The following is a 26,707-nucleotide window of genomic DNA, read 5'->3' as shown; positions in this document are numbered from 1 at the left end:
AGGTGCCGCCGGCCGGCCGCCGCGGGAGGTGCGGCGGCCGGCCGGCGGCATGGTGACGGCCGGTCAGTGCGTGGTGAGTTCCCAGAGCCGGACGGGCATGCGGCTGACGTGGCCGCGGTCGGCCTGCCGCTGCCGGGCGGCCTCGCCGACGGCCCGGAAGAAGTCGGCGCGCCGTTCGGCGGGGACGAGGCGGCTGTAGTAGTCGCCGAAGGTGGCGGCGTGGAAGTGCGCGTACTGCTCGGCGCTCTCCACCGTGACCACGGCGTCCCGCTCCTGGTGATCGGCGACGGCGAGGTGCGGTCGCAGGACGCCGGCCAGGTCGTCGACGGTACGGGTGCGGGTGGCGATCGGCAGCACGCCCTCGCGGGCGAACAGCGCCGGCACGTCGGCACGGGGTGTGCCGAGGGCGGCGAGCGCCTCGCGGACGATCTCGTCCTCGCCGCCGAAGCCGTGCTCGTCCCGGGCGGGGTGGTAGGTGGTGAGCAGGAAACGCCCGCCCGGGGCGAGACGGCCCGCCACCCAGGCGAAGATCCGCTCCTCGTACGGGAAGAGCCAGTGCAGGACGGACGTCATGGTGACGGCGTCCGGGTGCAGCGGCAGGGGTTCGGGGTCGGTGAGGTCGGCCCGGTGCAGGACGACCCGGGCGCCGTGGGCGCGGAGGCGGTCGGCGGCCTCGGCGATCCGGTGCTCGGAGCGCTCCAGGCCGGCGGCGAGGCGTATCGACGGGAAGCGTTCGAGGGCGGCCTGCAGCAACTGGCCGATGCCACTGCCGAGGTCGACCAGGATCTGCGGCTCCCCGGGGAGCCGGTCCAGGACCCAGTCGCGGTCGTGCACCTGACGGAGCCGGCTGGCGTCGGCGTACCCGGCGAGGGTGCGGGACTGGATCTCGGTGGCGGACGCGGTCACGGGCGGGCCTCCTGGGGCTGGTCGACGAGCTGCAGCAGCCGCGCGCGGGCGGCGCTCTGGTCGTAGCGCTTGAACAGGTTGATCCGGTTGCGGGCGAGGTCGCCGCGGTGCACGTACTCGTAGAGGTCCTGGCGCTGGCCGAAGCCGTCGCCGGTGAGTTCCCAGGCGAGCCGGAACAGGCGGGACTTGCGGTCGGCGTCGATGCCGCGGCCGCGCATGTAGCGGTCGAGGTGCGGGCGCAGCCGGGGGTTGGCGAGATCGCCGGCGGTGGGCTGCATCAGCAGGCCGGAGGCGCCGATCCTGCGGACGATCGCGACCGCGTCGGCGGCGACCTCGGCCGACCACACCCGGGAGGCGGCGGTGTCGCCCGGTGCGAACAGGCCGCCGTCGGTGACGCCGCCGCGGGCCTCGGCGGCGTCCAGGAAGTACTCGGTGAGCTCGGCGTACCCGGCGAGCCGGCCGAGGTCCTCCTGGACGTTGCGGAAGCCGTCCACACCGATCGACTCGGCGACCAGGGTCGCGGTGGCGAGCAGGGCGCGCAGCCGCTCCCGGTAGCGGACGTGGCCGATGTACGCGCTCCAGGCGTTGATCCGGCCGAGTCCGACCCGGGCGAGGTCGGCGTCGCGGAGCAGCAGCACGCGGTCCCAGGGGACGAGCACGTCGTCGAAGAAGAGCATGGCGTCCTGCTCGTCGTACCGGGCGCCGAGCGGGTGGGCGTGCCCCCAGGGGGCGCTGCCGAGCGGCTCGCGGGCCAGGGTGACCAGGCCCGGCGTGTTGAGCGGCAGGGCGAACCAGACCACGAACTGCTCGCCGCGGCGCTGCGCGAACGAGGCCGACAGGTAGACCAGCACCTCGTGGGCGAGCGGCGCCAGGGTGGTGAGCTGCTTGGCGCCGCGCACCACGATGCCGCGCTCGTTCTCCTCCAGGACGCGCAGCGCGAGGTCGGGCTCGTCCACCGGGTCGGCGGAGCGGTCGATCTGCGGGTCGCCGAGGGCGTGCGAGAGGACGAGGTCGTTGGTGGCGCAGTGCCGGTACCACGCCTCGGCGTTGGCGCCGAACCGCGGGTCGTTGCCGGCCAGCCGGTGCCGGAAGTCGTACACACCGACGGCGATCGAGGCCATGAAGGCGGGGGAGCGGCCCTGCTGGCCGAGCGCCTCCGCGTGCCAGAACTCGGCGCTGCGCCGCTGCACGCGCAACTCGTCCAGGGTGCGGGGCGGTTGGTAGGCGCGGGCGAGCCGCAGCCCGGTCTCCGGGTCCTTCCAGGTCAGCAGCTCGCGGTGCTCGGGGTCGTGCTGCAGGTCGATCAGGCGGGCGAGTTCGTCGGCCGCGGGGCCGAAGGCGGGATGCTCGGCGGGGTTGCCGATCCGCTTGCCGTCCAGGTAGAGCTCGCGCCCGTCGTCGAGCTCCGCCCGGTACCGGTCGCCGGTGAGCAGGCCCCGCGCGGCGGCGGGGGTGTCGAGCAGGGTCATGCGCCAACTCCAGGTGAGCGATGGGCGAGTGAGCGGTACTGGCCGTCGTGGTAGAGCAGCGGCTCGCCGGGCGAGGCGTCCGCGGCGGCGACCCGGCCGACCAGGACGGCGTGGTCGCCGCCGGGCAGGACGCCGTGCAGCCGGCAGTCGAACCAGGCGAGCGCGGCCTCCAGCACCGGCGCGCCGGTGGCCTCGGCGCGCATCGGCACGGCGGTGAAGGAACCGAGTGCGCGGCCCGCGCCGGGCGTGGCGAACCGCCGGGCCACGCGGTGCTGGCGGGCCGTCAGGACCGAGACGGCGAACCGGCCGCTGCCGCGCACCGCGGCCACCAGCGGGCTGTGCCGGGCGACAGCCACGCTGACCAGCAGCGGGTCCAGTGAGAGGGTGCAGAACGAGGAGACCGTCTTGGCGAACACCTCCTCGCCGGTGTGAGTGGTGAGTACCGCGACGCCGGTCGTCCAGTGCCGGGCGGCGGCCCGGAAGGCCTCCTCCGGAGCAGGTGCGGGGCGGGCGGGGGCGCTCATCGCAGCCCCACCCGGTAGGCGCGCAGCCACTCGTCGACCTGGACGAGGTGGTCCAGGCCGCCGACGGGGTTGGGCGCCGTTCGCGGGCTCGGCAGCGGCCGTCCCTCGGCGAGGTGCCGGCGGACGGCCTGCCGGTCGACCAGGTCGAAGACCGGGGCGTTCGGGTCGGCGAGCAGTTCCCGCGCCCGGTCGGTGAGCACCTCGGTGTAGCGGACGGCCGGGGTGGACGGGTAGCCGCTCTTCGGCCGCTCGGCGACCTGCGGCGGCAGCAGGTCGCGGACGGCGTCGCGCAGCAGCCCCTTGGACCGGCCGCCGGAGGCCTTGAGCGCCCAGGGCACGTTCCACAGGTACTCGACCAGGCGGTGGTCGCAGAACGGCACCCGTACCTCCAGCCCGACGGACATCGACACCCGGTCGACCCGGTCCAGCAGCGGCGGCAGCCAGCGGGTCAGCGCCAGGTGGAACACCTCGCGCACCCGCGCGTCCGCCGCCGGTTCGCCGTCCAGCCTCGGCACTTCGGCGAGCGAACGGCGGTACGCCTCCGCGGTGTACTCCTCGGGCCGGACGGCGGCGCGCACCTCGGGGCGAAGCAGCGCGGCCGGGGTGGTGCGGCCGTGCAGCCAGGGGAAGGTACCGGAGGCGAGCGCACCCGGATCGTGGAAGTACGGGTAGCCGCCGAAGATCTCGTCCGCGGCCTCGCCGGAGAGCGCCACCGTGGAGCGCCGGCGCACCTCGCGGAAGAGCAGGTGCAGCGAGGCGTCCATCTCGCCCCAGCCGGGTCTGTCACGGGCGCGGAGCACGGCGTCCCGGGCGTCGAGCAGGTCGTCGTCGGGGACGAGGACGGCGGTGTGCAGAGTGCCGATGTGCTCGGCCGCGGCCTGCACGTACGGGGCGTCCAGGGTGGTCCGCCAGGCGTCGGGCGTCCGGTCGGCGCTGCCGGGGAAGTCCACCGAGAAGCTGGTGATCTTGCCCTGGCCGGACCGCTCCCGAGCGGCCGCGGCGAGCGCCGTGATGGCGCTGGAGTCGACACCGCCGGAGAGCAGCGTGCACAGCGGGACGTCACTGATCAGCTGGCGTTCCACCGCGTCGGCGAGCAGCGACCGGACCCGCTCCCGGGTGGCCACCCCGCCGTCCGGGTGCGGCCGGGACTCCAGCGCCCACCAGCGCAGTTCACGGGTGGCGTGCCGGGTGACCGCGACCAGGTGACCGGGCCGGACCTCGCGCAGACCGCGGAACAGTCCGTGACCCGGCGTCGGCGCGGCCGGCAGCGCGAACAGTTCGGCGATGCCCTCGGCGTCCAGTTCGGCGGGCAGCAGCGGGTTGGCGAGCAGCGCCTTCGGCTCGGAGCCGAACAGAACCCCGCTGCGGTGCGCGTGCCAGTACAGCGGCTTGACGCCCAGGTGGTCGCGGACGAGCAGCAGCTCCTCGGTACGGGCGTCCCACAGGGCGTACGCGAAGATCCCGTTGAAGCGGCGCGGCGCCTCTCGGCCCCACTGCAGATGGGCGCGGAGCACCACCTCGGTGTCCGACCGGGTACGGAACACCTGCCCCAGAGACTCGAGTTCGCGACGGAGCTCGCGGTGGTTGTACAGCTCGCCGTTGTAGCCGAGCACCACGCCGGGCGGTTCGGCGTCGGCCTGCGGCTGGGCGCCGCCGTCCAGGTCGATCACCGACAGCCGGCGGTGGCCGATCGCGGCGTGCCGGGTCAGCCGGACGCCGTCCGCGTCCGGGCCGCGGCAGGCCAGGGTGGCGGTCATCTCCCGCAGCAGGTGCCCCTGGTGGCGCAGGTCGGTCTCCCAGTCGACCCAGCCGGTGACTCCGCACATCAGGACTCCCGGGATTCGTCGTCGCTCTGTCGGTCGAGGAGTTCGGCCCGGTCAGGCCGGGTTGCCTCCCAGCGGCAGCCGTGGCCGGTCGGGCCGCTGCGCAGCCGGTGCGAGGGCCGGAAGCCCTTGGCGCGGATGTTCGCGGACAGCGCCTCGGTGCAGTACGTGCACGGGGACGCCAGGGTCAGCCGGACACCGGTGCGGCGGGCCTTCTCCCGGTAGTCCCAGATCGCGCAGTGCGTGATGGTGAGCACCGCACGGTCCGCGGAGGGCGACTGCTCGTCGTCGAACTCGTAGTCGGAGCCGTAGAGTTCGGCCTGCCTGGCGATCCGGTGGATCGGGTCGGCGGCGCCCCGGCCGAGGTCCGGCTCGACCTCGCGGTGCACCTCGGCGTTGGACCGCGCCCACTCCGCCAGCACCGGCTCGCCGTACCGGGCGACCAGGAAGCGCTCCATCAGTGCCTGGCCGCGGAAGAACACCCGTTGCCACTCGGCCGCAGGCGCGGTCGCCGGATCCGGCAGGTCGGCGAAGATCTCCGCCTGCAGGGCGAACCAGTCGGCCAGTTGCACCTCGTCGCCGCGCGAGACCAGGTAGCGGGTGAGGCCGGCCTCGGCCTCGTGCAGACGCCGCCGCCACAGGGCCGAGCGTTCGGCGTCCGGCATCGACCGGTACGGGGAACGCTGCGGTTCGGGGCGGTCGCCGCCGCGGTCGTCGGCGGGCAGCACGGCGATGGTGGCGGGCAGGTGCGGGGGGACCGGGCCGGCCCGGTCGCCGGTGTGTGCGATGGTGCCGTCGGACGCGTCACCCATCGGGCTCTCCCTTCGGCTGGACGTGGTGCGGCCACGCTACGAATCACCGAAGCACCGTCAGAAGCCCCGAACGGAGCCTCCCCGGGCGACGATCGGCGCCACCGATTGCTCCGAAGGTCGCCCCCTGCGGGCAGGGGCGCCACGTAGGGGCACGTGGGGGTGCCTCCCGGCTGAAGGCTGGGGAGAGCTGCGCAATATGGGATGCGGGTCGCCTGGCGAACTCTGGTTGGCCGAAGCCGTCAGGTTGCCCGCTCGCTGATTGCGCAGTTCCCCCCGCCCCCTGTGGCTTGCCGTCTGGACCGGTGCTGTTTCAGCCTGGTCCGAAGGTTGCCTTCTGTGCAGTGGGGCAGCAACAGCGGGGGCGCGTGGGGGTGCCTCCCGGCTGAAAGCTGGGGAGAGCTGCGCAATTTGGGATGCGGGTCGCCTGGCGACCTCTGGTTGGCCGTAGTTGCCAGGTTGCCCGCTCGCTGATTGCGCAGTCCCCCCCCCGCCCCCTGTGGCTTGCCGTCTGGATCGGTGCTGTTTCAGCCGGGTCCGAAGGTTGCCTTCTGTGCAGGGGGGCGCGCCCCTGGGTTGCTGCCCGTCGGCGCTTGCCCTCCGGGTCAGCCCGTGAGGCCGTGGCGGTGGGCGTAGAGGGCGGCGCGCAGGCGGTCCGAGTGGCCCGTCTTGCGCATGGCCTGGGTGAGGTGCTTCTTCACGGTGGCTTCGGCGAGGGCGAGTTCGCGGCCTATCTCGGCGTTGCTGAGGCCGAGGGCGAGCTTGGCGAGCACCTCGCGTTCGCGTGCGGTCAGCCCGACCTGCTGCGGCGGCGGTTCGGCGGCGTGGCCCGGCGGCTGGGCCGGGTGGGTGCGTGCCGCGGGCGGCGCCGGGAGGAACACCGATCCTCCGGCGGCGGCGAGTTGGACGGCCGCGATGATCCGTTCCTCCGGCAGGTCGAGCGGGAAGCAGCCGCTGGCGCCGGCCAGCAGGATCCGGCTGGCCTCGGCGGTGGACTCGGCGCGGCGCAGCAGCAGCACCCGGGCGTCCGGGGCGCCGTCCGGTCCGCGCAGTGCCGCCACCGCGGCCAGGTCCTCGCCGAGGCTGTTGCCGCGGCCGAGCAGGACGACGTCGGGGTGCACCCGCCGGACCGCCGGTACGGCGCGCAGCGGGTCTGCGGCGGAGCCGGCCACCGTCAGGCCGGGCACGGTGGAGAGCACGGAGCGCAGTCCGGCCGCCGCCACCGGGTGCCGTTCGACGAGGAACACCCGTACGGCGTCGGCCTGGTGGCCGTTGCCCGGGCAGACCGGGTGGCCGCAGCCGCAGTCGGTGGCCGCGGCGCCCGGTCTGCCCGGCGGCGCGGCGGCCGGTTCGGCGAGCAGTTGGTGGCCAGCCAGCAGGTCGAGCGGGTTGTCGATCTCGGTGTGCAGGGCCTCCGCCGGTGCGGCGGTGGTGCTGCGCGGGGTGCGGCGGATCGGGTGCCGGCAGTTGCGCGGACCGGTCGGCGCGGTCAGCTGGGTCAGTGCTGCCACGGCGAACCCCCCTGGGCGGAGGGCGAGTCGGTGCGGTACGGCATGGCGGTGCGGTCCCCTCGGAGGTGGCGGGCCGGCCGGACGGGCGCGGCGCAACGGCAGGGAGCCGCCGACGGGCGGGCCGGGCTCCGGACACGGAGACGGCGGGCCGGGGCGGTCCCGGAAGGAGGAGGGGCGCTGAACGGGCAGCGGACGTGAGCCGGGCGGTCAGCGCGGGGAGCGCAGCGGACACAGCTCGTCGAAGCACCTGCGGTGCCACGAGCCGCCGATCCCGACCAGGGTGAAGTCGGTCCGCCGATATGCCATACGAGAACCCTAGGTCCGGCTCTCGCAGCAGGTCAAGGACGGGACAGACCTCCGGCGGCCGGGGCATCCGCACAGGGGGTCCCCGCTCTCCCGGTACCTGCTCCTATGACCGCCGGTATCAGCATGAACTCCTGACTGGCTGTCCGCGCCGCCGGTCCGCAACCTTCCTCACAGTGAACGCCGCAGGCCCGTGCCCCGCCGCCGCCGCCCGCCCCCGCATCCCGCACCGCCCGGAAGGACACCCCGCCATGCCCACCCCGCCCGCCGTCCGCCCCGGCGCCCCGCCCCGGAGGGCCGGCGGGTGACCGGATTTCTGCTCCGCCGACTGCTGTTGGCCGTGCCGACCCTGCTCGGCGTCACCGTGGTGGTCTTCGCGACCGTTGCGCTCGTCCCCGGCGACCCGGTCGCCGCCTTCCTCGGCCCCGGCGCACCGCCGGAGGCCCGCGCCGAACTCTCCGCCCGGCTCGGCCTGGACCGCCCGCTGCCGCTGCGCTACCTCTCCTGGCTGCGGCACGCCCTGGGCGGCGACCTCGGCACCTCGATCGCCGACCAGCGGCCGGTCGGCGGGCTGCTGCTCCCGGCGATCGGCCAGACCCTGGTCCTCACCGCCGCCGCCTTCCTGCTGGTGCTGGTGGGCGGTGTGCTGCTCGGCGCCGTCGGCGCGCTGCGCCCGCCCGGCCCGCTCGGCCGGCTGTCCGGCGCGGCGACGACGCTCGCCGTCTCCGCCCCGCAGTACTCGGTGGCGCTGGTGCTGATCGCGGTGGTCGCGGTACGGCTGCGCTGGCTGCCCGCGGGCGGCACCCACGACGTCTTCGGTGACGGCGGCTTCGCGGACCTCGCCCGGCACCTGGTGCTGCCCGCCGTGGCGGCCGCGCTCGTCCCGCTCGGCCTCACGGCCCGGGTCTTCCGCGCCGCGCTCGGCTCGGTGCTCGCCGGGGACCTCGCCGACGGGCTGCGCGCCCGCGGCCTCTCCCGGGCCGCCGTCCTGCGGCACTGCGCGCACAACGCCTCGCCCGCCCTGCTCGCCATCGGCGGCCTGCAACTCGCCTACCTGCTGGAGGGGGTGGTCTTCGTGGAGACCCTGTTCGCCCGGCCCGGTCTCGGCCGTCTGCTGTACGACGCGCTCGCCGCCCGGGACCTGCCGCTCGTCCAGGGCGGGGTGCTGGTCGTCGCGGCGGCGTTCGTCGGCGTCAACCTGCTCGTCGACACCGCGCACGCCGCCGTCGACCCGCGGACGAGGAGCTGAGGTGGCCCGCAGCCCGCTCCGCGACCCGGCGGTCGCCGTCCCCGCCGCCCTCGCCCTGCTGATCGTCCTGGTCGCCGCCGCCGCACCGCTGCTCGCCCCGTACGACCCGGCCGCCGGCCGGCTGCAGGACCGCCTCCTCGACCCCGGTGCCCCCGGGCACCTCCTCGGCACCGACGGCCAGGGCCGCGACCTGCTCAGCCGGCTGATCTGGGCCGGCCGGGCCTCGCTCACCGGCGGCCTCATCCCGGTCGCCGCCGCGACCGCCGCCGGCACCCTGATCGGCACCACTGCCGGCCTCGGCGGGCGCGTCCTCGAACAGGCCCTGCTGCGCACCCTCGACGTGCTCTACGCCTTCCCCGGGGTGCTGCTCGCCATCGCCGTCGCCACCCTGCTGAGGCCCGGCCTCGGCGCCACCGTGCTCGCGCTCTCCGTGGTGCTCACCCCGGCGGTCGCGCGGGTCGCCTTCACCGAGGTCCGGCGGATCCGTACCGCCGAGTACCTGGAGGCCGCCCGGGTCTCCGGTGCCGGCCCGCTCGCCCTGGTGCTCCGCCAGGTCGTCCCGGTGGTCGCCCCGGTGGTCCTGGTCTACGCCTCCTCCCTGGTCGGACTCGCCGTGGCGTACGCGGCCGGGCTCGCCTTCCTCGGCCTCGGCGTCGCCCCGCCCACCCCCGAGTGGGGCGCCATGCTCGACGAGCTGCGGCCCGCGCTCTTCACCCACCCGTGGCCCGCGGTCCTGCCCGGTCTGGCCGTCCTCGCCGTCTCGGTGGTGTTCACCACCCTCGGCGAGGGGCTGCGGCAGCGGATCGGCGACCGCGGCGCTCTGTTGCCGGAGGCCGTCCGATGAGCCTGCTCCGCGTCGACGACCTGACCGTCATCCACCCGGGCGGCGTCCGCGCCGCCGACAGGGTCTCGCTCGACCTCGCGGCGGGCGAAGCCCTGGTGCTGCTCGGTGAGTCCGGCAGCGGCAAGACCACCGTCGCCCGCACCGTTCTCGGACTGCCCGGCCGCGGCGCCGCCGTCACCGGCCGCATCCGGCTGGCCGGCACCGACCTGCTCGGCCTGGACGAGCGCGCCCTCGGCAAGGTCCGGGGCCGCCGCATCGGCTACGTCCCGCAGGACCCCGCCGCCGTGCTCGACCCGCTCCGCCGGATCGGCCCGCAGATCACCGAGGTGCTGCGCCGCCACCGGGTCGCGGACTCCCGCCGGGCCGCCCGTGCGGACGCCCTGCGGCTGCTCGCCACCGCCGGCGTCCCCGACCCGGAGCGGGTCGCCCGTGCCCACCCGCACGAGCTGTCCGGCGGACTCCGTCAGCGGGCCGCCGTCGCCATCGCGGTCTCCTGCGGCCCCGAACTCCTCGTCGCCGACGAGCCGACCACCGCCCTGGACGCCTTGGTCCGCGGCCGGATCCTCGACCTGTTCGGCACCCTGCGCGACGACTGCGGGATCGCCCTGCTGCTCGTCACCCACGACCTGGCGGCCGCCCGCCGGATCGGCGGTGAGATCGCCGTCATGCGCACCGGCCGCATCGTCGAACGCGGCCCCGCCACCCGCATCCTCGCCGACCCCGAACACCCCTTCACCACCGCCCTGGTGGCCGCCGAGCCCGGAGCCGACCGATGACCGCAGCGAGCAGGACCGAGGGGCGCGTCCCAGCGGCGCAGGCACATGCGCGGCTCGGAAGGGCGGTCACCGTACCGAGGGCCGTCCGATGACCCCGGCCGGTACCGCCCCCGCGAGCGCCCCGCTCCTCCAAGTCGACAAGGTGACAAAACACTTCGCGGGCCGCCCGGCCGTGCAGCAGGTCTCCCTCTCCGTCGCCGCCGGCGAGACGCTCGGGCTGGTCGGCGAGTCCGGCTCCGGCAAGTCGACGCTCGCCCGGCTCGCGCTGGGCCTTCTCGCCCCCGACGCCGGCACCGTCCGCTTCGCCGGCCAGGACCCGTACCGCCTCCGCGGGCGCACCGGCCGGTCCCTCCGCGCCCGCCTGCAGTTCGTCCCGCAGCACCCCCGAGGTTCGCTCAACCCGGCCCTGCGGGTCGGCGAGGCCGTCGCGTTCGCGCTGCGCCTGCACGGCACTGCGCGCCGCGAGCGCCCCGAGGCGGTCGCCGCGCTGTTCCGCCAGGTCGGCCTGGAACCGGGCCTCGCCCGCCGCTTCCCGCGGGAGCTGTCCGGCGGCCAGCTGCAGCGGGTGGCGGTGGCCCGCGCCCTCGCCACCGGCCCCGACCTGGTGGTCTGCGACGAGCCGACCTCGGCCCTGGACCGCAGTGTGCAGGCCCGGCTGCTGGACCTGCTGACCGGCCTGCAGGAGAGCAACGGCCTGGCCTACCTGTTCATCTCCCACGACCTTGCGGTCGTCCGGCACCTCGCCCACCGGGTGCTCGTGCTGCGGCAGGGCCGGGTGCTGGAGGAAGGCCCGGCCGCCGAGCTCTGGGACGCACCCGCCCACCCGTACACCCGGGCCCTGCTGGAGGCCGCCACCGGCCGTCCCGCCACCACCTGACCACCCGCGCACCCTCCGTACCACGGCACCGCCGAACCGAACGAACAGGAAAACACCATGACGTACCGTCACTCCAGCTCCGCCCGCTCCAGAGCGGGCGCACTGTCGGCCGCCGCCGTCCTGATCGCGGCCGCGGGCTGCGCCGCCGACCCCGCCGCCGGCGCGGGCGACGCGGCCGGCGGCCCGGGCCGCGGCGGCACCCTGGTCATCGGTGCGACCGGCAAGCTGCCCAACCCGGACACCGTCATCGGCGGTGCGGGCTTCGAGGGCAAGCGCCTCGTCAGCTTCCAGATCTACGAGGGACTCACCCGCTACGAGCTGCTCAAGGACACCGACCGGCCGCCGGTCGTCACCGGCGCCCTGGCGGAGTCCTGGCAGGTCGCCGCCGACGCGAAGACCTGGACCTTCACCCTGCGCAAGGGCGTCACCTTCCAGGACGGCACCCCGTTCGACGCCGACGCCGTGATCTTCAACCTGGACCGCTACCTCAACAAGAAGAGCCCCGAGTACACCGATGCGCTGGGCGCCGCCGCGAAGGAGTACGCCGGCGACATCATCTCGTACCGGAAGACCGACGCCGACCACGTCGAACTCGTCACCAAGGAGCCCAACGGGCACTTCCCGGAGGACCTGGCGCACGTGCTGATCGCCAGCCCCACCGGCGTCCGGAAGACCGGTTCCGCGAACTTCTCCCAGCACCCGGTCGGGACCGGCCCGTTCGCCTTCGCCTCGCAGACCGAGGGGAAGGAGATCGACCTGGTCGCCAACACGTCCTACTGGCGGGGCGCTCCGAAGCTCGACCGGCTGGTCGTGAAGTCGCTGCCGGACGCCGCGGCCCGCACCGCCGCACTGCGCTCCGGCGGCGTCAACTGGATCGAGTACCCGAACCCGGACGACATCGACAGCCTCAAGGCCGACGGCGTGCGGATCGCCACCAACAGTTACGACCACCTCTGGTACTGGATCCTGGACACCGCCAAGGCGCCCTGGAACGACCCCCGGGTGCGCCGCGCCGCCAACTACGCGATCGACCGGAAGGCCATCGCCGAGAAGCTGCTGCACGGCACCGCCGACCCGGCCCAGCAGGCCGCCCCGCGGGCCACCTTCGCCTACGACCCGGCCGGCGACACCTACGGCCACGACCCGGCGAAGGCCAGGCAGCTGCTCGCCGAGGCCGGCCTCGCCGGCGGCTTCTCCACCTCCGTCACCGTGCCCACCGGCGGCTCCGGCAACCTGCTGCCGGTGCCGATCGCCGAAGCGATCCAGCGCGACCTCGCCGCCGTCGGCATCAAGGTCGAACTGCGCACCACCGACTGGTCCACCCTGATCGGCGCCGAGGCCAAGGGCCAGGTCGCGCTGGGCTCGGACGCCATCGCCCAGTCCACGACCCTCTTCCAGTCCGAGGCGCTGCTGCCGCTGTTCATCGGCTCCAAGAGCCCGTTCTGGACGGGCCACTACGCCAACCCCCAGGTCGACGCCTTGCTGGCGAGCGCCTCCGCCTCGCCCGACCGGCAGAAGCGGCAGGTCGACTACCGCAAGGCCCTGTCGCTGGTCACCCAGGACGCGCCGTGGCTGTTCGTCGTCAACGACCGCAACCCGCGGGCGCTCTCGCCGAAGGTCGAGGGGCTCGTCCAGCCGCAGTCCTGGTTCCTCGACCTGACCACCGTCCGGGTCCGCCCGTAACCCCGGCGCCCCTCCGCCCACCGAACCGTCCAGGGAAGGACGCCCGCCGCCATGACCGCCCCGTACCCACCGCACGGCCGCACCCCGGCCGAACCGCCGAAGTGGGGCATCACCCTGCCGCTGCCGGGCCTCACCATCGACCGGCACCGCTTCCTCGTCGAACGGCTCCCCGACCTCGGCTACACCGACGTCTGGAGCGCGGAGGGCGGCGGCACGGACGCCTTCACCCCGCTGGCCGCCACCGCCGCCTGGTCCCCGGGCCTGCGGATCGCCACCGGCATCGTCCCGGTGCACACCCGGGGGCCGGCGGTGCTCGCCCAGACCGCCGCCACCCTCGCCCAACTCGCGCCCGGGCGCGTCCTGCTGGGCATCGGGGCGTCCGTCCCCGCACACGTCACCGACATCAACGGCATCCCCTTCGACGAGCCCTTCAAGCGCACCCGGGACGTGCTCCGCTTCGTCACCCGCGCGCTGCGCGGCGAGCACGTCGCCGGAGACTTCGACACCTTCTCCATCACCGGCTACCGGCTGCCGCACCCGCCCGCCGAGCCGGTCAAGGTCATCCTCGGCGCCCTGCGCCCCGGCATGCTCCGGCTCGGCTTCACCGAGGGGGACGGCGCCATCACCAACCTGCTCTTCCCCAAGGACCTGCCCACCGTGCTGGACGCCGTCGGCCCGCAGCCGCCGGGCAAGGAACTCGTCGTCAAGGTGTTCGTCTGCCCCACCGAGGACACCGACTACGCCCACCGGGCCAGCCGCCCCTTCCTCGCCTGGATCCTCAACCGCGAGCCCTACCGGAAGTTCCACGAGTGGCTCGGCAACGGCGACCTGCTCGCCGAGACCCACGAACGCTGGGCGGCCGGCGACCACGAGGGCGCCCAGAAGGCGCTGCCCGACGAGGCCGTCGACGGACTGTTCATCAGCGGCTCGCCCGAGGAGTGCCGCGAGCGGATCCTGCAGTACCACCTGCCCGGCGTCACCACCATCCAGCTGTACGTGTCGCTGCCGCCGGAGGTCTTCGTCAGCCGGGCCCGTCTGCTCGACACCCTCGCCCGGCTCGGCCCCGCCGCGGGCTAGCGCGTGCTTCCAGGTCACGCGCCCCTTTATGGCGCACCCTTGCCCGACCCGAGGAGGTCCCACCGATGGAACTCGAGATCCGCGGCGGCGTCCGGGCCGCCCCCGTCACCGGCCGCACCCCGCAGGAACGGCAGGCGCTGCGCCACGCCCCAGATCCGCGGGACCGCACCGCGGACCCCGGGCACGTCGCCCGCACCGCGAGGGAACTGGAGGAGGACGGCTTCGACTCCGCCCTCGTGGTGCAGTCCAGCTCCTGGCCCGACCCGTGGCTGGTCGCCGGCTGGGCGCTCGCCGCCACCGACCGGCTCCGGCTCGCCGTCGCACACCGCGTGGGCGCCGCCGCCCCCACCGCCGCGGCCCGCGCCCTCGCCACCCTGGACCGGCTCTCGGGCGGCCGGGCGGCCGCCCATGTGATCGTCGGCTCCAGCGACCTGGACGTCGCCCGCGACGGCGACCTGCTCGGCAAGGCCGACCGCTACCGCCGGGCCGGTGAGTACCTGCAGGTGTTCCGGCGCTACCTCGCGGCGGACGAGGACATCGACCACGACGGCGAGTTCTACCGGGTGCACGGCGCCAGGCCGGGGCTGCGCCCCGACCCGGGCGGCGAACTGCTCTCCTTCGGCGGCTCCTCCCCGCAGGGCGTCGCCCTCGCCGCCCGGTACGCCGACGTGTACGCGGTGAGCCCGCTGCCGCTGCCCGACACCCGCCGCAGGATCGCCGAGGTGCGGGCCGCCGCGGCCGGGCACGGCCGCACGCTGCGGATCTGGCGGCATGTCACCGTCGTCCTCGACGACACCGACGAGGCCGCCCGGGAGCGCGTCCGCCGGCTGCGGCGCGACGCCCTGCGGCTCACCGCAGGCCCCGGCGCCCACCGCTTCGCCGAGGCCGTCCAGCTCGACCGGGACCGCGAACGCGGCCGCGCCGAGCCGTGGCGCGACGGCACCGGCGGTGCCGATCAGGTCGCCGCCTTCGTGCGCCGTTCGCTCGCCGCCGCGCACGCCGGCTCGCCCGACACCGTCGCCGACCGCATCGGCCTGCTCCGCTCCGCCGGCGTGGACATCGTCCAGCTCGACCTGCCCGCCGAGACCGACCACGACCGCGAGCTGCGCCGGGCCCTGGTCGCCCGCCTCCGCCACGGCACCCGGATCCCGGCCGCCCGCCGCGGCTGGTGACCGGCCCGCCGCCGAAAGGACGTCCCCGTGACCACCACCGCACACGACCCCGCCGGGCGGATCGTCGTCAGCGGCTCCATCGCCACCGACCACCTGATGGAGTTCCCCGGGTCGATCGCCGAGCAGCTGCTGCCCGACCGGCTGGACCGGGTCTCGCTGTCGTTCCTGGTCGGCGGGCTGGAGGTGCGGCGCGGCGGTGTCGGCGCCAACATCGCCGTCGGCCTCGGCCGGCTCGGGCTCGCCCCGGTGCTGGTCGGCGCCGCCGGTGCCGACCACGCCGAGTACGACGCCTGGCTGCGCGCCAACGGCGTCGACACCACCGGGGTGCTGACCGTGCCGGACCTGTTCACCGCGCGCTTCCTGTGCACCACCGACCGGGAGCAGAACCAGATCGCCTCCTTCTACCCGGGCGCGATGGTCCGCGCCGCGGAGATCGACCTCCCGGGGGTGCTCGCCCGCACCGGGCCCGCCCGGCTGGTCCTGGTCGGCCCGGACGATCCGGCGGCCATGCGCCGCCGTACCGAGGAGTGCCGCCGGGCCGGGATCCCGTTCGCCGCCGACCCGTCCCAGCAGCTCGCCCGGCTCGACGGCGAGGAGATCGCGCAGCTCGTCGAGGGTGCCGAGCTGCTGTTCACCAACGCGTACGAGCGGGAACTGCTACTGCGCAAGACCGGGCTGACGGCGGAGCAGGTGCTCCGGCTGGTCGGCAGCTGGATCACCACGCTCGGCGCCGACGGCGTCCGGATCGAGTGCCGGGGCGGGCCGCCCGTGCACACCGCCCCGCCGCCCGAGCGGGCCGCGGCCGACCCGACCGGCGTCGGCGACGCCTTCCGGGCCGGCTTCCTGGCCGGGACGGTCTGGCGACTGCCCGTGCTCGCCGCCGCCCGGGTCGGGTGCCTGCTCGCCACCCTGGCCCTGGAGGCGGTCGGCACCCAGGAGTACCGCTTCGACCCGGCCGACTTCCTGCACCGGCTGACCGAGGCCTACGGCCCGCAGACCGCCGGGGCCGTCCGGCCGCACCTGCCGACCCCTTCTGCGATACGCTCGGAAGGTAATCCAGCGCCCGCCGGTCCCTCCTCGAACAGCTCGACCGCAGCGGCCGGAACATGACTCTGTCGCTCGAGGTTGTGCCGCTCCCGGCGCCTGTCGCGACCCGTCGGATTCGACGGGTTCAGTGAGCCGAGATCGATTCCCATGGACCTCAACACCATTACCGAAGTCGTGCGGCTGCCGGCCGACCACCCGGGTGCGGACTGGCGTGAGGGCGACGCCTGGCTCGCCGGCGGAACATGGCTGTACTCCGTGGAGCAGCCGCACCTCAGGCGCCTGATCGACCTGACGTCGTTACGGTGGGACCCGCTCGTCCCCAGCGACACGGGCCTCACCATCGGTGCCACGTGCACCGTCCGTGACCTCTACGCCTTCGAGCCGCCCGACGACTGGACGGCCGGCCCCCTGCTGGCGACGGCCTGCGAGGCGTTCCTGTCCTCGTTCAAGGTCTGGAACTCGGCGACCGTCGGCGGCAACATCTGCATGTCGCTGCCGGCCGGCCCGATGATCACGCTGACGGTCGCGCTCGATGCGCGGTACGAACTGTGGGCCCGCGACGGGTCGGTGCGCACCGTCGACGCCCAGGACTTCGTCACCGGGAACAACCGGAACGTCCTCGCGCCCGGGGAGATCCTGCGGCGCATCGACATCCCCGCGCGCGCCCTGCGGAAGCGCACCGCGCACCGCCGCTTCTCGCTGACCCGCCTCGGCCGTTCGACGGTCTTCCTCATCGGCACCCGGACGCCGGGAACGGGCGACCTGCTGCTCACCGTCACCGCCGGCACCACCCGGCCGGTGCGCCTGGCCTTCGACAGCGTGCCCGACGCCGAGACCCTGCGGCGCAGCGTCGACGCGATCCCCGACGGACTCTGGTTCGCGGACCCCAACGGGACCCCGGACCACCGCCGCCACCTCACACAGCACTTCGCCGAAGAGATTCGCCGCGAACTCACGGCCGGGGGCCCGGCATGACCTACATCGTGAACGGCAGGCGCTTCGACGAGGAACCGGCCCCCGGCCAGTGCCTGCGCACCTTCCTCCGGCAACTCGGCCACCACGGCGTCAAGAAGGGCTGTGACGCGGGCGACTGCGGCGCCTGCACGGTGTGGCTGGACGGGAGCCCGGTGCACAGCTGCATCACCCCCGCCTTCCGCGCGGAGGGCCGTGCGGTGACGACGATCGAGGGGCTCGGATCACCGGGGAACCTGCACCCGATGCAGCGCCGCTTCCGTGACGCCCCGGGTTTCCAGTGCGGCTTCTGCACCGCAGGGATGATCATGACGTCGGCCACCTTCACCGAGGCCCAGAAGAACGACCTGCCACGGGCGTTGAAGGGCAACCTCTGCCGGTGCACGGGCTACCGGGCGATCGAGGACGCGGTGCGGGGCGTCGCCGGTGTGGAGACGGCCGCGCCCGGGAAGGCCGTCGGGACGAGCGTCAGTGCGCCGGCGGCCGACGACGTGGTGACCGGCCGCGCCGAGTTCACGATGGACACCCACATCGACGGCATGCTGCACCTCAAGGTCCTGCACTCGCCGCACGCGCACGCCCGGATCGTGTCGATCGACAAGAGCGCCGCGCTCGCCGTCCCCGGCGTGCAGCGGGTCTACACCTGGGAGGACGTGCCGCGCAAACGCTTCACCACGGCGATCCACACCGACCACCTCGTCGATCCGGACGACACCTTCGTCCTCGACGACACGGTGCGCTTCGTCGGCCAGCGCGTCGTCGCCGTCCTGGCCGACACGGTGGCCGCGGCGGAGGAGGGCTGTCGGCGGGTCGTCGTCGACTACGAGCCGCTGCCGGCGGTGTTCGACCCGGAGGAGGCCATGGCCGAGGGGGCGCCCCAGCTGCACGGCTCGGCGGATCCCTTCGTCCGCGATCCCGTCCACAACATCCTGCTCGAACTCCACTCGCACATCGGTGACGTGGACGCGGGGTTCGCCGAGGCCGATGTGATCCACGAGGGCACGTACTCCTCGCCGCGGGTGCAGCACGCGCACCTCGAGACCCACGGATCGATCGCCTGGATGGAGGACGGCCGGCTGAACGTCCGCACCAGTTCGCAGTCGCCGTCCATCGCGAAGGTCAAACTCGCCTACCTCTTCGCGTTGCGCCCGGACCAGCTCCGGGTGTTCTGCAAACGCGTCGGCGGCGGCTTCGGCGGCAAGCAGGAGGTGATCTCGGAGGACCTGGTCGCGCTCGCCACCCTCGATACCGGCCGGCCGGTCTGCTTCGAGTACACCCGCGAGGAGGAGTTCACCACCGCCTCGCCCAGGCACCCGATGACGCTGACCGTCCGGCTCGGGGCGAAGGCGGACGGCACGCTCACGGCCTTCCAGGTCCGCAACGTGTCGAACACGGGCGCCTACGGCAACCACGGCGGCGAGACGCTGTTCGCGGGCGGCGCGGCCGTCATGATCTACCGCTGCCCCAACAAGAGGTACGACGCCTTCTCCGTCTACACGAACACCGTTCCGAGCGGGGCCCTGCGCGGCTACGGGATGACGCAGCCGGCGTTCGCCGTGGAGTCGGCGATGGACGAGCTGGCCCGCGCGTTGCACATCGACCCGCTCGAACTGCGGCGGCGCAACATCGTGCGCCCGGGCGATCCGCTCGTCGCCCTGCACGACGGCCCCGACGACGTGCTGTTCACCGAGGACGGACTCGGGAAGTGCATCGACCTGGTGGACGAGGCCCTGGCCCGTTCGGCGGACGAGCCGCCGCCCGGTCCGGAGTGGCTCGTCGGGACGGGCGTGGCGAGTTCGCTGCACGAGACCGCGCCGCCGACCGACCACACCTCGGAGGCCTGGGTCACGCTCGGCGACGACCTCGTCTACGAACTGTCGGTCGGGACGGTCGAGTTCGGCGAGGGCACTTCGACCGCCCATGTGCAGATCGCGGCCAACCAATTGGGCACGACGCCGTCGCGGATCCGCCTGGTCCAGTCCGACACCGACCGCACGGGCTTCGACACCGGCGCCTTCGCGAGCGCCGGCCTCTTCGTGGCCGGCAACGCGGTGCTGCGGGCGGCCAACGCCGTGCGCGACCGCATCCTGGAGTTCGCCGCCGCACATACGGGCGTCCACGTCGTCCTGTGCTCGATGGACGACGACGGCGTCCTCTGCGGCGACCGGCGGGTGTCCCTGGCCGAGCTCGTCGCACTGGCCCGGGCCCGCGGGATCCGCTTCACCGCCGCCCGCAGGGCCTACGGGTCGCCGCGGAGCGTCACCTCCAACACGCAGGGGTTCCGGATCGCCGTTCACCGGGTGACGGGCGAGATCCGGGTCCTCCGCAGCGTCCAGGCGACCGATGCCGCGGTGGTGATCAACCCCGCACAGGTCCGCGGACAGGTCGAGGGCGGTGTCGCCCAGGGGATCGGCTTCGCGCTGACCGAGAACCACCACGTCGATGCCGACGGGGTCATGGTCAACCCGAACTTCCGCAACTACCGCATCCCCACCTTCGCCGACGTCCCCCGCACCGAGGTCCTCCTCGTGGAGTCGTCGGACTCCTTCGGGCCGATGAGGTCGAAGGGGATGGCGGAGTGCTGCATCAACCCGGTGGCCCCGGCGCTGGCGAACGCGCTGCACGACGCCACGGGCGTCCGGCACCGTGCGCTGCCGCTGACCCCGGAACGGATCTACAGCCGGCTCGCAGGGAGCCGGTCGGCGCCGACCGGGCGGGCGACATGAGCACCGAGGAGCGCAACGGCGCCACGGCGACGGCCATCATCGGCCAGAAGGTCCGGCCCGGTCTGGACCGGGAGTACGCGACGTGGCAGCTGGACGTCAACAGCGCCGCCGCCGACTACGCCGGATACCTCGGCGCCGAGATCTCCCCGCCGACGCCCCTGCAGCCCGACTGGGTCGTGGTGTACCGGTTCGACTCGATCGCCCACCTGCAGGCGTGGATCAACAGCGCCACCCGGCAGACCCTGCTCGACGTCGGCCGCGGCTACTTCGACGGCCCGGCCACCCAGCAGGTGGTCAGCGGCGGGGCCAGGCCGCCGGACCCGCTGGTGACCATGGTGGTCACCCACCGCGTCCACCCGAACCACGTCGACGACTTCCTCGCCTGGCAGCACCGCATGAGCCAGGAGGAGAGCACCTTCGAGGGCTACCGCGGCACCGAGCTCTTCCGCCCGATCGAGGGTCTGCAGGAGGAGTGGACCACGCTGTACCGGTTCGACAACGCCGAGCACCTCGACGCCTGGCTGACCTCGGCCGAACGCCGGAAGATGCTCGCCGAGGGCAGGAAGTTCAACGAGTTCAAGCTGCACACGATCGACAACTCGTTCGGCAGCTGGTTCGCCTTCGAGGAGAGCGGCAGGGAGGCGCCGCCGCCCTCGGAGGCCAAGACCGCCCTCGCGGTCTGGGTCGGCCTCTACCCGACCGTGGTGCTGCTGACGCTCGCCCTGTCGCCGGCGCACATGCCGCTCTGGCTCGGGCTGCTCGTGGGCAACCTGCTGTCGAGCTTCATCATGACCTTCTTCACGATGCCGTACTACGTGAACCGGCTGCTCAAGCGGTGGCTGCGGCCGAGGCCCGACGAGCCGGCGGCGAGGACCAACCGCATCGGCCTCGGCATCGTGGCCGCGGCGACCGCGTTCTGGGTCGTGGTTTTCTACCTGGTCACGACGCAGTTCTGGACGCTGCCCTGACCGGCTCGGTGCCGGTCCGCGGCGCCTGCGCGTGCACCTGCCCCGGCGCGGGAAGGACCCGCCGGGGCCCACGCGTGCCGAGCCCGCGGCCGGCCAGGCGGCAGCCGAGGCAGCCGGGGTGGCCGTGCCTGGCGGCAGGGTCGCGCAGGCGCCAGTCGCGGCGGCCGAGTGGTCGCGGGCCGGTGGCCTTGCCCCAGCCGGCGAGGTGCAGCAGCCAGGTGGTGAGGGCGGCGGCGGGCAGCAGCGCCAGGCCCGGCCACAGGACGGCGGTGGAGCCCGCCGCGAACGCCGTCCCGGCCACCGCGGTGCCGGCGACGGCGAGCAGCGAGCCCGTCCAGCCGGCGACGGTGTGCCCCATGTCGTGGTCGCCGTGTGCGCTCATGTCTCCTCGTACGGTGTGATGGTGCCGTCGGCGCAGGCCCGCGCCCGGCGAACTTTTATCTCACGAGCTAAGTAACTTAGATGCTAAGGAGACTGTCCGTGGAAGGCAAGCCGCGCCCGGCTGCGACCCCCGAGCAGGCCCTGCAGGCGATGGACCGGATGATCGCCCTCGCCCACTTCGGGCAGCAGGACATCGCGGCGCGACTCGGCCTCAACACCACCGACCTGACCTGCATCGGCTTCCTCATCGAGGCCGAGCTGGCCGGCGAGTCGCTGGCCGCCGGCGACCTCGCCGAGCGGGCGAACCTCACCACCGGCGCCGTCACCGGGGTCCTCAACCGCCTGGAGAAGGCGGGCTACGCGCGCCGCGTGCCCGACCCGGGCGACCGCCGCAAGGTCAGGATCGCGATGGACCCCTCGGCCCAGCAACGGATCATGGAGGCCTACGGGCCGTTCTACCTGCGCCTCGGCGCGCTCTTCGCCGACTACGGCCCGGACGAGGTCGCCGTGCTCGCCGACTGGTTCACCCGGGCCCGGGCGCTGATGCAGGAGTCGCTGGACGAGATCCGCGCCGGCCTCTGAGGCCCTGTCGGGCGGCCGGACGCTTCACCGCAAACCGGTGGCGCGTCGCACGGACTTTCTTCTACGGTGTACAAGTCTTGTACGCCGTAGAAGAAGAGCGGAGCCGGCTGTGACCGATCCCCAGCGCCGTCCGGACCGATGGGTGATCCTCGCGGTCATCTGTCTGGCACAACTCGTCGTGATCCTCGACAACACCATCCTCAACGTCGCCGTGCCCTCCCTCACCGAGGAACTCGGCGCCACCACCTCGCAGACCCAGTGGGTCATCGGCGCCTACTCGCTCGCCCAGGCGGGCCTGCTGATCGCCGCCGGCGGCCTCGCCGACCGCTATGGACGCAAGAAGGTCCAGATGATCGGCCTCGCCCTGTTCGGCGCCGGATCGCTCGCCGCGGCCCTCGCCGAAGACCCCGGCCAACTGATCGCGGCCCGCGCCGGCATGGGTGTCGGCGGCAGCCTGCTGCTCGCCACCAGCCTCGCCATCGTCGTCCGCACCTTCGACGCCGACGAGCAGTCCAAGGCCATCGCGGCCTGGACGGCCGTCGCCTCGCTCGGCGTCGCCCTCGGCCCCGTCATCGGCGGCCTGCTGCTGAACCACTTCTGGTGGGGCTCCACCTTCCTGGTCAACCTGCCGGTCGCCGCCCTCGGCCTGATCGCCGTCGGCCGACTGGTGCCCGAGTCCAGGGACCCGCGCGGCGACCGCCCCGACCTGCTCGGCGCGGTGCTCTCCACGGCAGGCCTCACCGGCCTCGTCTACGCCGTCATCCAGGGCCCCGGCTACGGCTGGACGGCGCCCCGCACCCTGCTCGCCGGCGGCCTCGGCCTGCTCTTCCTGCTGGGCTTCGGCCTCTGGGAGCGCCGGATCGAACACCCGCTGCTCGACCTCGCGTTCTTCCGCAACGCCCGCTTCCGCGGCGCCGTCTCCGGCGGCGTCCTGGTCAGCTTCGGCATGGGCGGCTCGCTCTTCCTGCTCACCCAGCACCTGCAGTTCGTGCTCCACTACGGGCCGCTCGCGGCCGGCCTGCGCACCGCCCCGATGGCCCTCACCGTCGTCGCGCTCAACCTCACCGGCACCGGCATGCGGCTCACCGCCCGGCTCTCGCCGCCCGCCGCCATCGCCACCGGCCTCTCGCTGCTGGCCGGCGGGCTCGCCGCGATCGCCCTCTTCGGCCACGGCGGCTCCTACCCGGGCATCCTGCTCGGCCTGGTGATGATGGGCGCCGGCGTCGCCTGCGCCCAGCCCGCCATGGCCGGCGCCGTGATGACCTCCATTCCGCCGGAGAAGGCCGGCGTCGGCTCCGGACTGATGGGCACCCTCGGCGAACTCGGCAACTCGCTCGGCGTGGCCGTCCTCGGCGCCGTGCTCACCGCGAACTTCGCCGCCGCCCTGCCCGCCGGCCTGCCCGATTCCGCCGCCCGCTCGCTGCCCGACGCCCTCGCCGCCGGCGGCGCCTCCGCCACCGGGGCGATCCGCTCGGCCTTCGCCGACAGCCTCACCGCCGGGCAGCTGATCGGCGCCGCCGCGGTGCTGGCCGGCGGCTTGGTCGCCGCCTGGCTGCTCGGCCGGGCCGCCGGCGCGCCGCCCGTGACCTCCGCCCCCGCCGAGCCGGTGGCCCAGGCGGGCTGATCCGGCCCTACGATCGCTGCACGGCCGCCGTTCCGACGGCCGTGCAGCGAGCACGAAGGACGAGCATGGCGGACAAGCCCCGCGACCCGGCCGTCAGCATCTGGGTGGCGCCGCCCCGCGAGCGGCGCCGCGGCAGCGCGCCCGCCGGCCTCAGCCGCGAGCGGATCGTGCGCGCCGCCGTCGGACTGCTCGACGCCGACGGCGTCCAGGCCTTCAGCATGCGCAAACTGGCCGCCGCCCTCGACGTCACCCCGATGTCGGTCTACTGGTACGTCGACAACAAGGACGAACTCCTCGAACTCGCCCTCGACGAAGCCTTCGGCGACATGCGGATCCCGCCGCTCGGCGACGGCGACGACTGGCGGGCCCACCTGCGGCTGCTCGCCCACGAGTACCGCCGCTGCCTGCACGAGCACCCCTGGGCCGCTCAACTCGCCGGCCAGTTCCTGGCCCTGGGCCCCAATTCGCTCTTCTTCTCGACCAGCGCGATCGGGGCGATCCGCCGCACCGGCCTCACCGGCGAGCAACTCGGCGGCGCCCTCGGCCTGGTCCTGCAGTTCGTCTACGGCTTCGCGCTCGCCGAGTCGCAGTGGCTGCAGCGGGTCCGGGCCTCCGGCCTCCACGAGGACGAGCTCAACCGCGTCGTCCGCGGCGTCGCGGAGCGGGCCGACGCCCGCTTCCTCGACAACGCCGACCTGCTGCCGCCCACCGAGGAGGGCGGTCTGCGCGCCTCCCGAGACAGCCAGTTCGAGGCCGGGCTCGCCATCGCCCTCGCCGGCATCGACGCCACCGTCGCCGCCGGGCGCTGAGCGCCGCCGACGGCACCCCGGCGGGCCGCCCCGCGCCTGGCGGCGATCAGCTGGGCGGGGCCGGATGCGGTTCGGGGCGGACGGTGCCGGACAGCAGCGGAGCCTCGTGCCGCTCCGGGCGGTGGCTCTCGCGGTCCTCGACGAGATGACGCGGCGCGGACCCGCGGGAACCGGCCAGCGGCACCAGCCGCCGGGCGACGAGGTGGCCCACCCAGTGCCGCCCGCACTGCGGACAGGGAACCCCGCCGTCCGGGGTGTACGGGGAGGCAGCGCCGATGCCGTCGCGGGAGAAGTACTCCCAGTCGGTGCCGTCGTCGTCGCGGTAGTGCTGGACGTCGTAGTCCACGGACCAGTGGTGCCAACACTGGCCACAGGTGAATTCGACCCGCTCCACGGCCAGTTCGGTGATCATCGCGTCTACCTCCCTGCCTCGGCCCTTGACAAGCCCTTTATCCAGAATTATCCCGGTTTCAGGGGCTGCGGATACCGTCCGGAAGGAGTCCGTCCATGGCGCACTCGGCAGGCGACGGAGAAGGCCCGCACGCGGGGCCCGACGAGGACCTGCGCCGCCTCAAGGCCGAGTACGACAACTACCGCCGCCGCGTCCACCGCGACCGGCTCGCCGTCCGCGAGATCGCCGTCTCCAACGTGCTCGGCCGGCTACTGCCCGTGCTCGACGCCCTCGACCAGGCCCGGATCGCCGGCGAGGTGGTCGACGGCTTCGGCGCCGTCGCCGACCTCCTGGAGACCGAGCTCGGCGCCCTCGGACTGCAGTCCTTCGGCGAACCCGGCGAACCCTTCGACCCCGTGCTGCACCTCGCCGTCGGCTACACCCGGTCCGCCGTGGTCACCGGCCCGGTCTGCATCGAGGTCGTCCGCACCGGCTACCGCGTCGGCGACCAGCTGCTGCGCCCCGCCGAGGTCGTCGTCGCCGAACCGCCGCCCGGCCCGGTCTGAGCACGGGCGGGCGGGGCGCCCCGGCGCTCAGGGCAGCCCGAGCTCCCCGCGCATCGGCTGCGGGACGCTCCGGAGGACCGACTCCGGTACGTCCCCGTACTCCGTCGCCGAGACCGTGCGCGCGGACCAGGCGCCGCCGGCCCCCTCCGCGGCCACACGGAACGCCACCGACGGGTACGGCACCCCGCCGGGGGTGAGGACGATCCAGACACGGTCCCCGGCGTCCTCCCACCGGAAGGCCGGGCTGTCGGCGAAAGTGCCGTACGCGGTGGTGTCGCGCCACACCACCGCTCCGAGCGTCCCCTCGCCGGTCGCCGACGACGACGGCGCGTAGGACCTGATCAGGGCACGGCGGCGAGTGCCGCCGGGGTCGCTCCTCGATCCGGTCTCCTCCACCAGGAGGGCGAAACGGTCCGTCGGGGACCGCACCCAGTACGAGGGGCTCGCCTCGCTGCCCGTGTGGATCCGGTTGTGGTGGGTCGGCCCGCCCCCGGACGGCGCGGGCGCCGCGGTGTGCTGCACCCCGGGCGTGCAGCCGGCCAGGAGCAGCGCCGCGGCGAGGGCCAGTGCGGCCCGGGTCCGTGGCTGCACGGTGATCCCTCCCTGAGCGCGGCCCGGCCGGCCGGGGCGGGTCGCCGCGCCCGGAGCGGTCGGTCGGTCCGGCCTTCTGACGGTCGGTCCGGGACAGCCTCCGGCAGCGGCGGCGCGCTCGTCAACGGCGATTCCGGGGCCCGGTGGGGCTCAGCCCCGAGCCAGTGCCGCCAGCGGGTCGCCGGTGAGGCCGAACCGCTGCTTCAGGGCGCGGCGGGCGGCGTGCAGGCCGGCCATGCCGTGGACGCCGGGGCCCGGCGGGGTGGAGGCGGAGCAGAGGTAGACGCCGTCGAGCGGGGTGGCGTACGGGTCGAGGGCGGGGACGGGGCGGAAGACGGTCTGCCGCAGGGACATCGCACCGCCGCCGATGTCGCCGCCGACGTAGTTGGCGTTGTGCACCTGCTGGTCGGCGGCGGTGGTGGCGGACCGGGCGAGGACGAGGTCGCGGAAGCCGGGGGCGAAGCGCTCGACCTGCCGCTCCACGGCCTCGCCGACGTCCACCGTCGAGCCGTGCGGCACGTGGGCGTAGCTGTACAGGGTGTGCATCCCGGCGGGGGCCCGGCCGGGGTCGACGACCCCGGGCTGCACCGCGAGCACGTACGGCCGGGCCGGGTGGCGGCCTGCGGCGACCTCGCGTTCGACGGCGACGGTCTCCTCGCGGGTGCCGGACAGGTGCAGGGTGCCCGCCTCGGCGCAGGCCGGGTCGGCCCAGGGCACCGGGCCGGCCAGTGCGAAGTCGACCTTGCAGACGGCCGAGCCGTACCGGAAGGAACGCAGCCGCCGGGCGTAGCCCTCGGGAAGTGCGCGGCCGGCCAGGTGGAGCAGCCCGGCGGGCGTGAGGTCGAGCAGGACGGCGCGGGCGGGCGGGAGTTCGGCGAGCGACCCGACCCGGTGACCGGTGACGATCCGGCCGCCGCGGCGGACCAGCTCGGCGGCCATGGCGTCGGCGATCGTCCGGCTGCCGCCGCGGGGGACGGGCCAGCCCACGGCGTGCCCCAGGGCGGCCAGCAGCAGGCCGGCGCCGGCC

Annotated in this window: 25 protein-coding genes; 15 read left to right on the top strand and 10 right to left on the bottom strand. The window is 74.4% G+C overall.

Annotated elements, in window-relative coordinates:
• Positions 1-63 precede the first annotated feature (63 nt).
• From KSNIM_RS10225 to KSNIM_RS10200, 6 genes are all read right to left on the bottom strand, one after another.
• Positions 64-906: a class I SAM-dependent methyltransferase gene (locus tag KSNIM_RS10225; RefSeq protein ID WP_263102917.1), complete on the bottom strand. Its 843-nt coding sequence runs from the start codon at positions 904-906 to the stop codon at positions 64-66.
• On the bottom strand, positions 903-2,375 hold the full coding sequence (locus KSNIM_RS10220; protein WP_263102916.1) for a 4-hydroxyphenylacetate 3-hydroxylase family protein: 1,473 nt from the start codon (positions 2,373-2,375) through the stop codon (positions 903-905). The genes KSNIM_RS10225 and KSNIM_RS10220 overlap by 4 nt, the downstream gene beginning before the upstream one ends.
• The gene (locus KSNIM_RS10215; RefSeq protein ID WP_263102914.1) at positions 2,372-2,899 is read right to left on the bottom strand and encodes a flavin reductase family protein; all 528 of its coding nucleotides are present in this window, start codon (positions 2,897-2,899) and stop codon (positions 2,372-2,374) included. The genes KSNIM_RS10220 and KSNIM_RS10215 overlap by 4 nt, the downstream gene beginning before the upstream one ends.
• Complete coding sequence (gene asnB / locus KSNIM_RS10210; RefSeq protein ID WP_263102913.1) at positions 2,896-4,725, bottom strand: asparagine synthase (glutamine-hydrolyzing); 1,830 nt, start codon at positions 4,723-4,725, stop codon at positions 2,896-2,898. Before asnB ends, KSNIM_RS10215 begins: the two co-directional genes overlap by 4 nt.
• Positions 4,725-5,534, bottom strand: a complete 810-nt coding sequence (locus KSNIM_RS10205; protein ID WP_263102912.1) for a hypothetical protein — start codon at positions 5,532-5,534, stop codon at positions 4,725-4,727. The genes asnB and KSNIM_RS10205 overlap by 1 nt, the downstream gene beginning before the upstream one ends.
• Before the next feature lie 602 nt (positions 5,535-6,136).
• The gene (locus KSNIM_RS10200; RefSeq protein WP_263102911.1) at positions 6,137-7,042 is read right to left on the bottom strand and encodes a LuxR C-terminal-related transcriptional regulator; all 906 of its coding nucleotides are present in this window, start codon (positions 7,040-7,042) and stop codon (positions 6,137-6,139) included.
• A 607-nt stretch (positions 7,043-7,649) separates the two neighbouring features.
• Here KSNIM_RS10200 and KSNIM_RS10195 point away from each other — a divergent pair.
• The 11 genes from KSNIM_RS10195 (at position 7,650) to KSNIM_RS10145 (ending at position 20,736) form a co-directional block, all read left to right on the top strand.
• Positions 7,650-8,594: an ABC transporter permease gene (locus KSNIM_RS10195; RefSeq protein WP_263102910.1), complete on the top strand. Its 945-nt coding sequence runs from the start codon at positions 7,650-7,652 to the stop codon at positions 8,592-8,594.
• A gap of 1 nt (position 8,595) precedes the next feature.
• Entirely contained in the window at positions 8,596-9,438 is an 843-nt protein-coding gene (locus KSNIM_RS10190; RefSeq protein ID WP_263102909.1) for an ABC transporter permease, read from the top strand.
• Entirely contained in the window at positions 9,435-10,214 is a 780-nt protein-coding gene (locus KSNIM_RS10185; RefSeq protein ID WP_263102908.1) for an ABC transporter ATP-binding protein, read from the top strand. Before KSNIM_RS10190 ends, KSNIM_RS10185 begins: the two co-directional genes overlap by 4 nt.
• Positions 10,215-10,302: 88 nt before the next feature.
• A complete protein-coding gene (locus tag KSNIM_RS10180) occupies positions 10,303-11,091 on the top strand; it encodes an ABC transporter ATP-binding protein (protein ID WP_263102907.1) in 789 nt (262 codons plus the stop codon).
• A 57-nt stretch (positions 11,092-11,148) separates the two neighbouring features.
• Entirely contained in the window at positions 11,149-12,774 is a 1,626-nt protein-coding gene (locus tag KSNIM_RS10175) for an ABC transporter substrate-binding protein (protein WP_263102906.1), read from the top strand.
• A 51-nt stretch (positions 12,775-12,825) separates the two neighbouring features.
• Entirely contained in the window at positions 12,826-13,851 is a 1,026-nt protein-coding gene (locus KSNIM_RS10170) for an LLM class F420-dependent oxidoreductase (RefSeq protein ID WP_263102905.1), read from the top strand.
• Positions 13,852-13,916: 65 nt separating this feature from the next.
• A complete protein-coding gene (locus tag KSNIM_RS10165; protein WP_263102904.1) occupies positions 13,917-15,023 on the top strand; it encodes an LLM class flavin-dependent oxidoreductase in 1,107 nt (368 codons plus the stop codon).
• 96 nt (positions 15,024-15,119) lie between these two features.
• Complete coding sequence (locus tag KSNIM_RS10160; protein ID WP_263107892.1) at positions 15,120-16,133, top strand: carbohydrate kinase family protein; 1,014 nt, start codon at positions 15,120-15,122, stop codon at positions 16,131-16,133.
• 84 nt (positions 16,134-16,217) lie between these two features.
• A complete protein-coding gene (locus KSNIM_RS10155; RefSeq protein ID WP_263102903.1) occupies positions 16,218-17,045 on the top strand; it encodes an FAD binding domain-containing protein in 828 nt (275 codons plus the stop codon).
• The gene (locus KSNIM_RS10150; protein WP_263102902.1) at positions 17,042-19,768 is read left to right on the top strand and encodes a molybdopterin-dependent oxidoreductase; all 2,727 of its coding nucleotides are present in this window, start codon (positions 17,042-17,044) and stop codon (positions 19,766-19,768) included. The genes KSNIM_RS10155 and KSNIM_RS10150 overlap by 4 nt, the downstream gene beginning before the upstream one ends.
• Positions 19,765-20,736, top strand: coding sequence for an antibiotic biosynthesis monooxygenase (locus KSNIM_RS10145; protein WP_263102901.1), 972 nt, complete (start codon positions 19,765-19,767; stop codon positions 20,734-20,736). The genes KSNIM_RS10150 and KSNIM_RS10145 overlap by 4 nt, the downstream gene beginning before the upstream one ends.
• On the opposite strand, the gene KSNIM_RS10140 is transcribed toward KSNIM_RS10145, so the two are convergent.
• Positions 20,708-21,118: an HGxxPAAW family protein gene (locus KSNIM_RS10140; RefSeq protein WP_263102900.1), complete on the bottom strand. Its 411-nt coding sequence runs from the start codon at positions 21,116-21,118 to the stop codon at positions 20,708-20,710. The two genes, KSNIM_RS10145 and KSNIM_RS10140, sit on opposite strands and share 29 nt — an antisense overlap.
• Positions 21,119-21,216: 98 nt before the next feature.
• On the opposite strand from KSNIM_RS10140, the gene KSNIM_RS10135 reads away from it, so the two are divergent.
• From KSNIM_RS10135 to KSNIM_RS10125, 3 genes are all read left to right on the top strand, one after another.
• Entirely contained in the window at positions 21,217-21,699 is a 483-nt protein-coding gene (locus tag KSNIM_RS10135) for a MarR family transcriptional regulator (RefSeq protein ID WP_263102899.1), read from the top strand.
• A 109-nt stretch (positions 21,700-21,808) separates the two neighbouring features.
• Positions 21,809-23,323: an MFS transporter gene (locus KSNIM_RS10130; RefSeq protein WP_263102898.1), complete on the top strand. Its 1,515-nt coding sequence runs from the start codon at positions 21,809-21,811 to the stop codon at positions 23,321-23,323.
• A gap of 65 nt (positions 23,324-23,388) precedes the next feature.
• Positions 23,389-24,132 carry a TetR/AcrR family transcriptional regulator gene (locus tag KSNIM_RS10125; protein WP_263102897.1) on the top strand — a complete coding sequence of 248 codons (744 nt, stop codon included), beginning with the start codon at positions 23,389-23,391 and terminating at the stop codon, positions 24,130-24,132.
• A 46-nt stretch (positions 24,133-24,178) separates the two neighbouring features.
• Here the strand turns inward: KSNIM_RS10125 and KSNIM_RS10120 are convergent, their stop codons facing one another.
• The gene (locus KSNIM_RS10120) at positions 24,179-24,544 is read right to left on the bottom strand and encodes a hypothetical protein (RefSeq protein WP_263102896.1); all 366 of its coding nucleotides are present in this window, start codon (positions 24,542-24,544) and stop codon (positions 24,179-24,181) included.
• Positions 24,545-24,639: 95 nt separating this feature from the next.
• Between KSNIM_RS10120 and grpE the strand changes: the two genes are divergently transcribed.
• Positions 24,640-25,089: a nucleotide exchange factor GrpE gene (gene grpE, locus KSNIM_RS10115; RefSeq protein WP_263102895.1), complete on the top strand. Its 450-nt coding sequence runs from the start codon at positions 24,640-24,642 to the stop codon at positions 25,087-25,089.
• Positions 25,090-25,116: 27 nt separating this feature from the next.
• On the opposite strand, the gene KSNIM_RS10110 is transcribed toward grpE, so the two are convergent.
• Positions 25,117-25,680, bottom strand: a complete 564-nt coding sequence (locus KSNIM_RS10110; protein WP_263102894.1) for a hypothetical protein — start codon at positions 25,678-25,680, stop codon at positions 25,117-25,119.
• 150 nt (positions 25,681-25,830) lie between these two features.
• On the bottom strand, positions 25,831-26,707 hold an 877-nt coding region (locus KSNIM_RS10105), incomplete at its 5' end, for a phytoene desaturase family protein (protein WP_263102893.1).

Origin of the sequence: Kitasatospora sp. DSM 101779 (assembly GCF_025655475.1) — a bacterium.
GTDB lineage: Bacteria > Actinomycetota > Actinomycetes > Streptomycetales > Streptomycetaceae > Kitasatospora.
This window is presented reverse-complemented; position numbering and strand designations above follow the sequence as displayed.

What these genes read in the sequence shown, in the direction of transcription:
- KSNIM_RS10125 (WP_263102897.1), top strand. Translation starts at nt 23,389, where the DNA reads ATGGCGGACAAGCCCCGCGACCCGGCCGTCAGCATCTGGGTGGCGCCG.
- asnB (WP_263102913.1), bottom strand. Translation starts at nt 4,725, where the DNA reads ATGTGCGGAGTCACCGGCTGGGTCGACTGGGAGACCGACCTGCGCCAC.
- KSNIM_RS10120 (WP_263102896.1), bottom strand. Translation starts at nt 24,544, where the DNA reads ATGATCACCGAACTGGCCGTGGAGCGGGTCGAATTCACCTGTGGCCAG.
- KSNIM_RS10175 (WP_263102906.1), top strand. Translation starts at nt 11,149, where the DNA reads ATGACGTACCGTCACTCCAGCTCCGCCCGCTCCAGAGCGGGCGCACTG.
- KSNIM_RS10220 (WP_263102916.1), bottom strand. Translation starts at nt 2,375, where the DNA reads ATGACCCTGCTCGACACCCCCGCCGCCGCGCGGGGCCTGCTCACCGGC.
- KSNIM_RS10185 (WP_263102908.1), top strand. Translation starts at nt 9,435, where the DNA reads ATGAGCCTGCTCCGCGTCGACGACCTGACCGTCATCCACCCGGGCGGC.
- KSNIM_RS10160 (WP_263107892.1), top strand. Translation starts at nt 15,120, where the DNA reads ATGGAGTTCCCCGGGTCGATCGCCGAGCAGCTGCTGCCCGACCGGCTG.
- KSNIM_RS10150 (WP_263102902.1), top strand. Translation starts at nt 17,042, where the DNA reads ATGACCTACATCGTGAACGGCAGGCGCTTCGACGAGGAACCGGCCCCC.
- KSNIM_RS10165 (WP_263102904.1), top strand. Translation starts at nt 13,917, where the DNA reads ATGGAACTCGAGATCCGCGGCGGCGTCCGGGCCGCCCCCGTCACCGGC.
- KSNIM_RS10215 (WP_263102914.1), bottom strand. Translation starts at nt 2,899, where the DNA reads ATGAGCGCCCCCGCCCGCCCCGCACCTGCTCCGGAGGAGGCCTTCCGG.
- KSNIM_RS10140 (WP_263102900.1), bottom strand. Translation starts at nt 21,118, where the DNA reads ATGAGCGCACACGGCGACCACGACATGGGGCACACCGTCGCCGGCTGG.
- KSNIM_RS10170 (WP_263102905.1), top strand. Translation starts at nt 12,826, where the DNA reads ATGACCGCCCCGTACCCACCGCACGGCCGCACCCCGGCCGAACCGCCG.
- KSNIM_RS10145 (WP_263102901.1), top strand. Translation starts at nt 19,765, where the DNA reads ATGAGCACCGAGGAGCGCAACGGCGCCACGGCGACGGCCATCATCGGC.
- KSNIM_RS10155 (WP_263102903.1), top strand. Translation starts at nt 16,218, where the DNA reads ATGGACCTCAACACCATTACCGAAGTCGTGCGGCTGCCGGCCGACCAC.
- KSNIM_RS10205 (WP_263102912.1), bottom strand. Translation starts at nt 5,534, where the DNA reads ATGGGTGACGCGTCCGACGGCACCATCGCACACACCGGCGACCGGGCC.
- grpE (WP_263102895.1), top strand. Translation starts at nt 24,640, where the DNA reads ATGGCGCACTCGGCAGGCGACGGAGAAGGCCCGCACGCGGGGCCCGAC.
- KSNIM_RS10180 (WP_263102907.1), top strand. Translation starts at nt 10,303, where the DNA reads ATGACCCCGGCCGGTACCGCCCCCGCGAGCGCCCCGCTCCTCCAAGTC.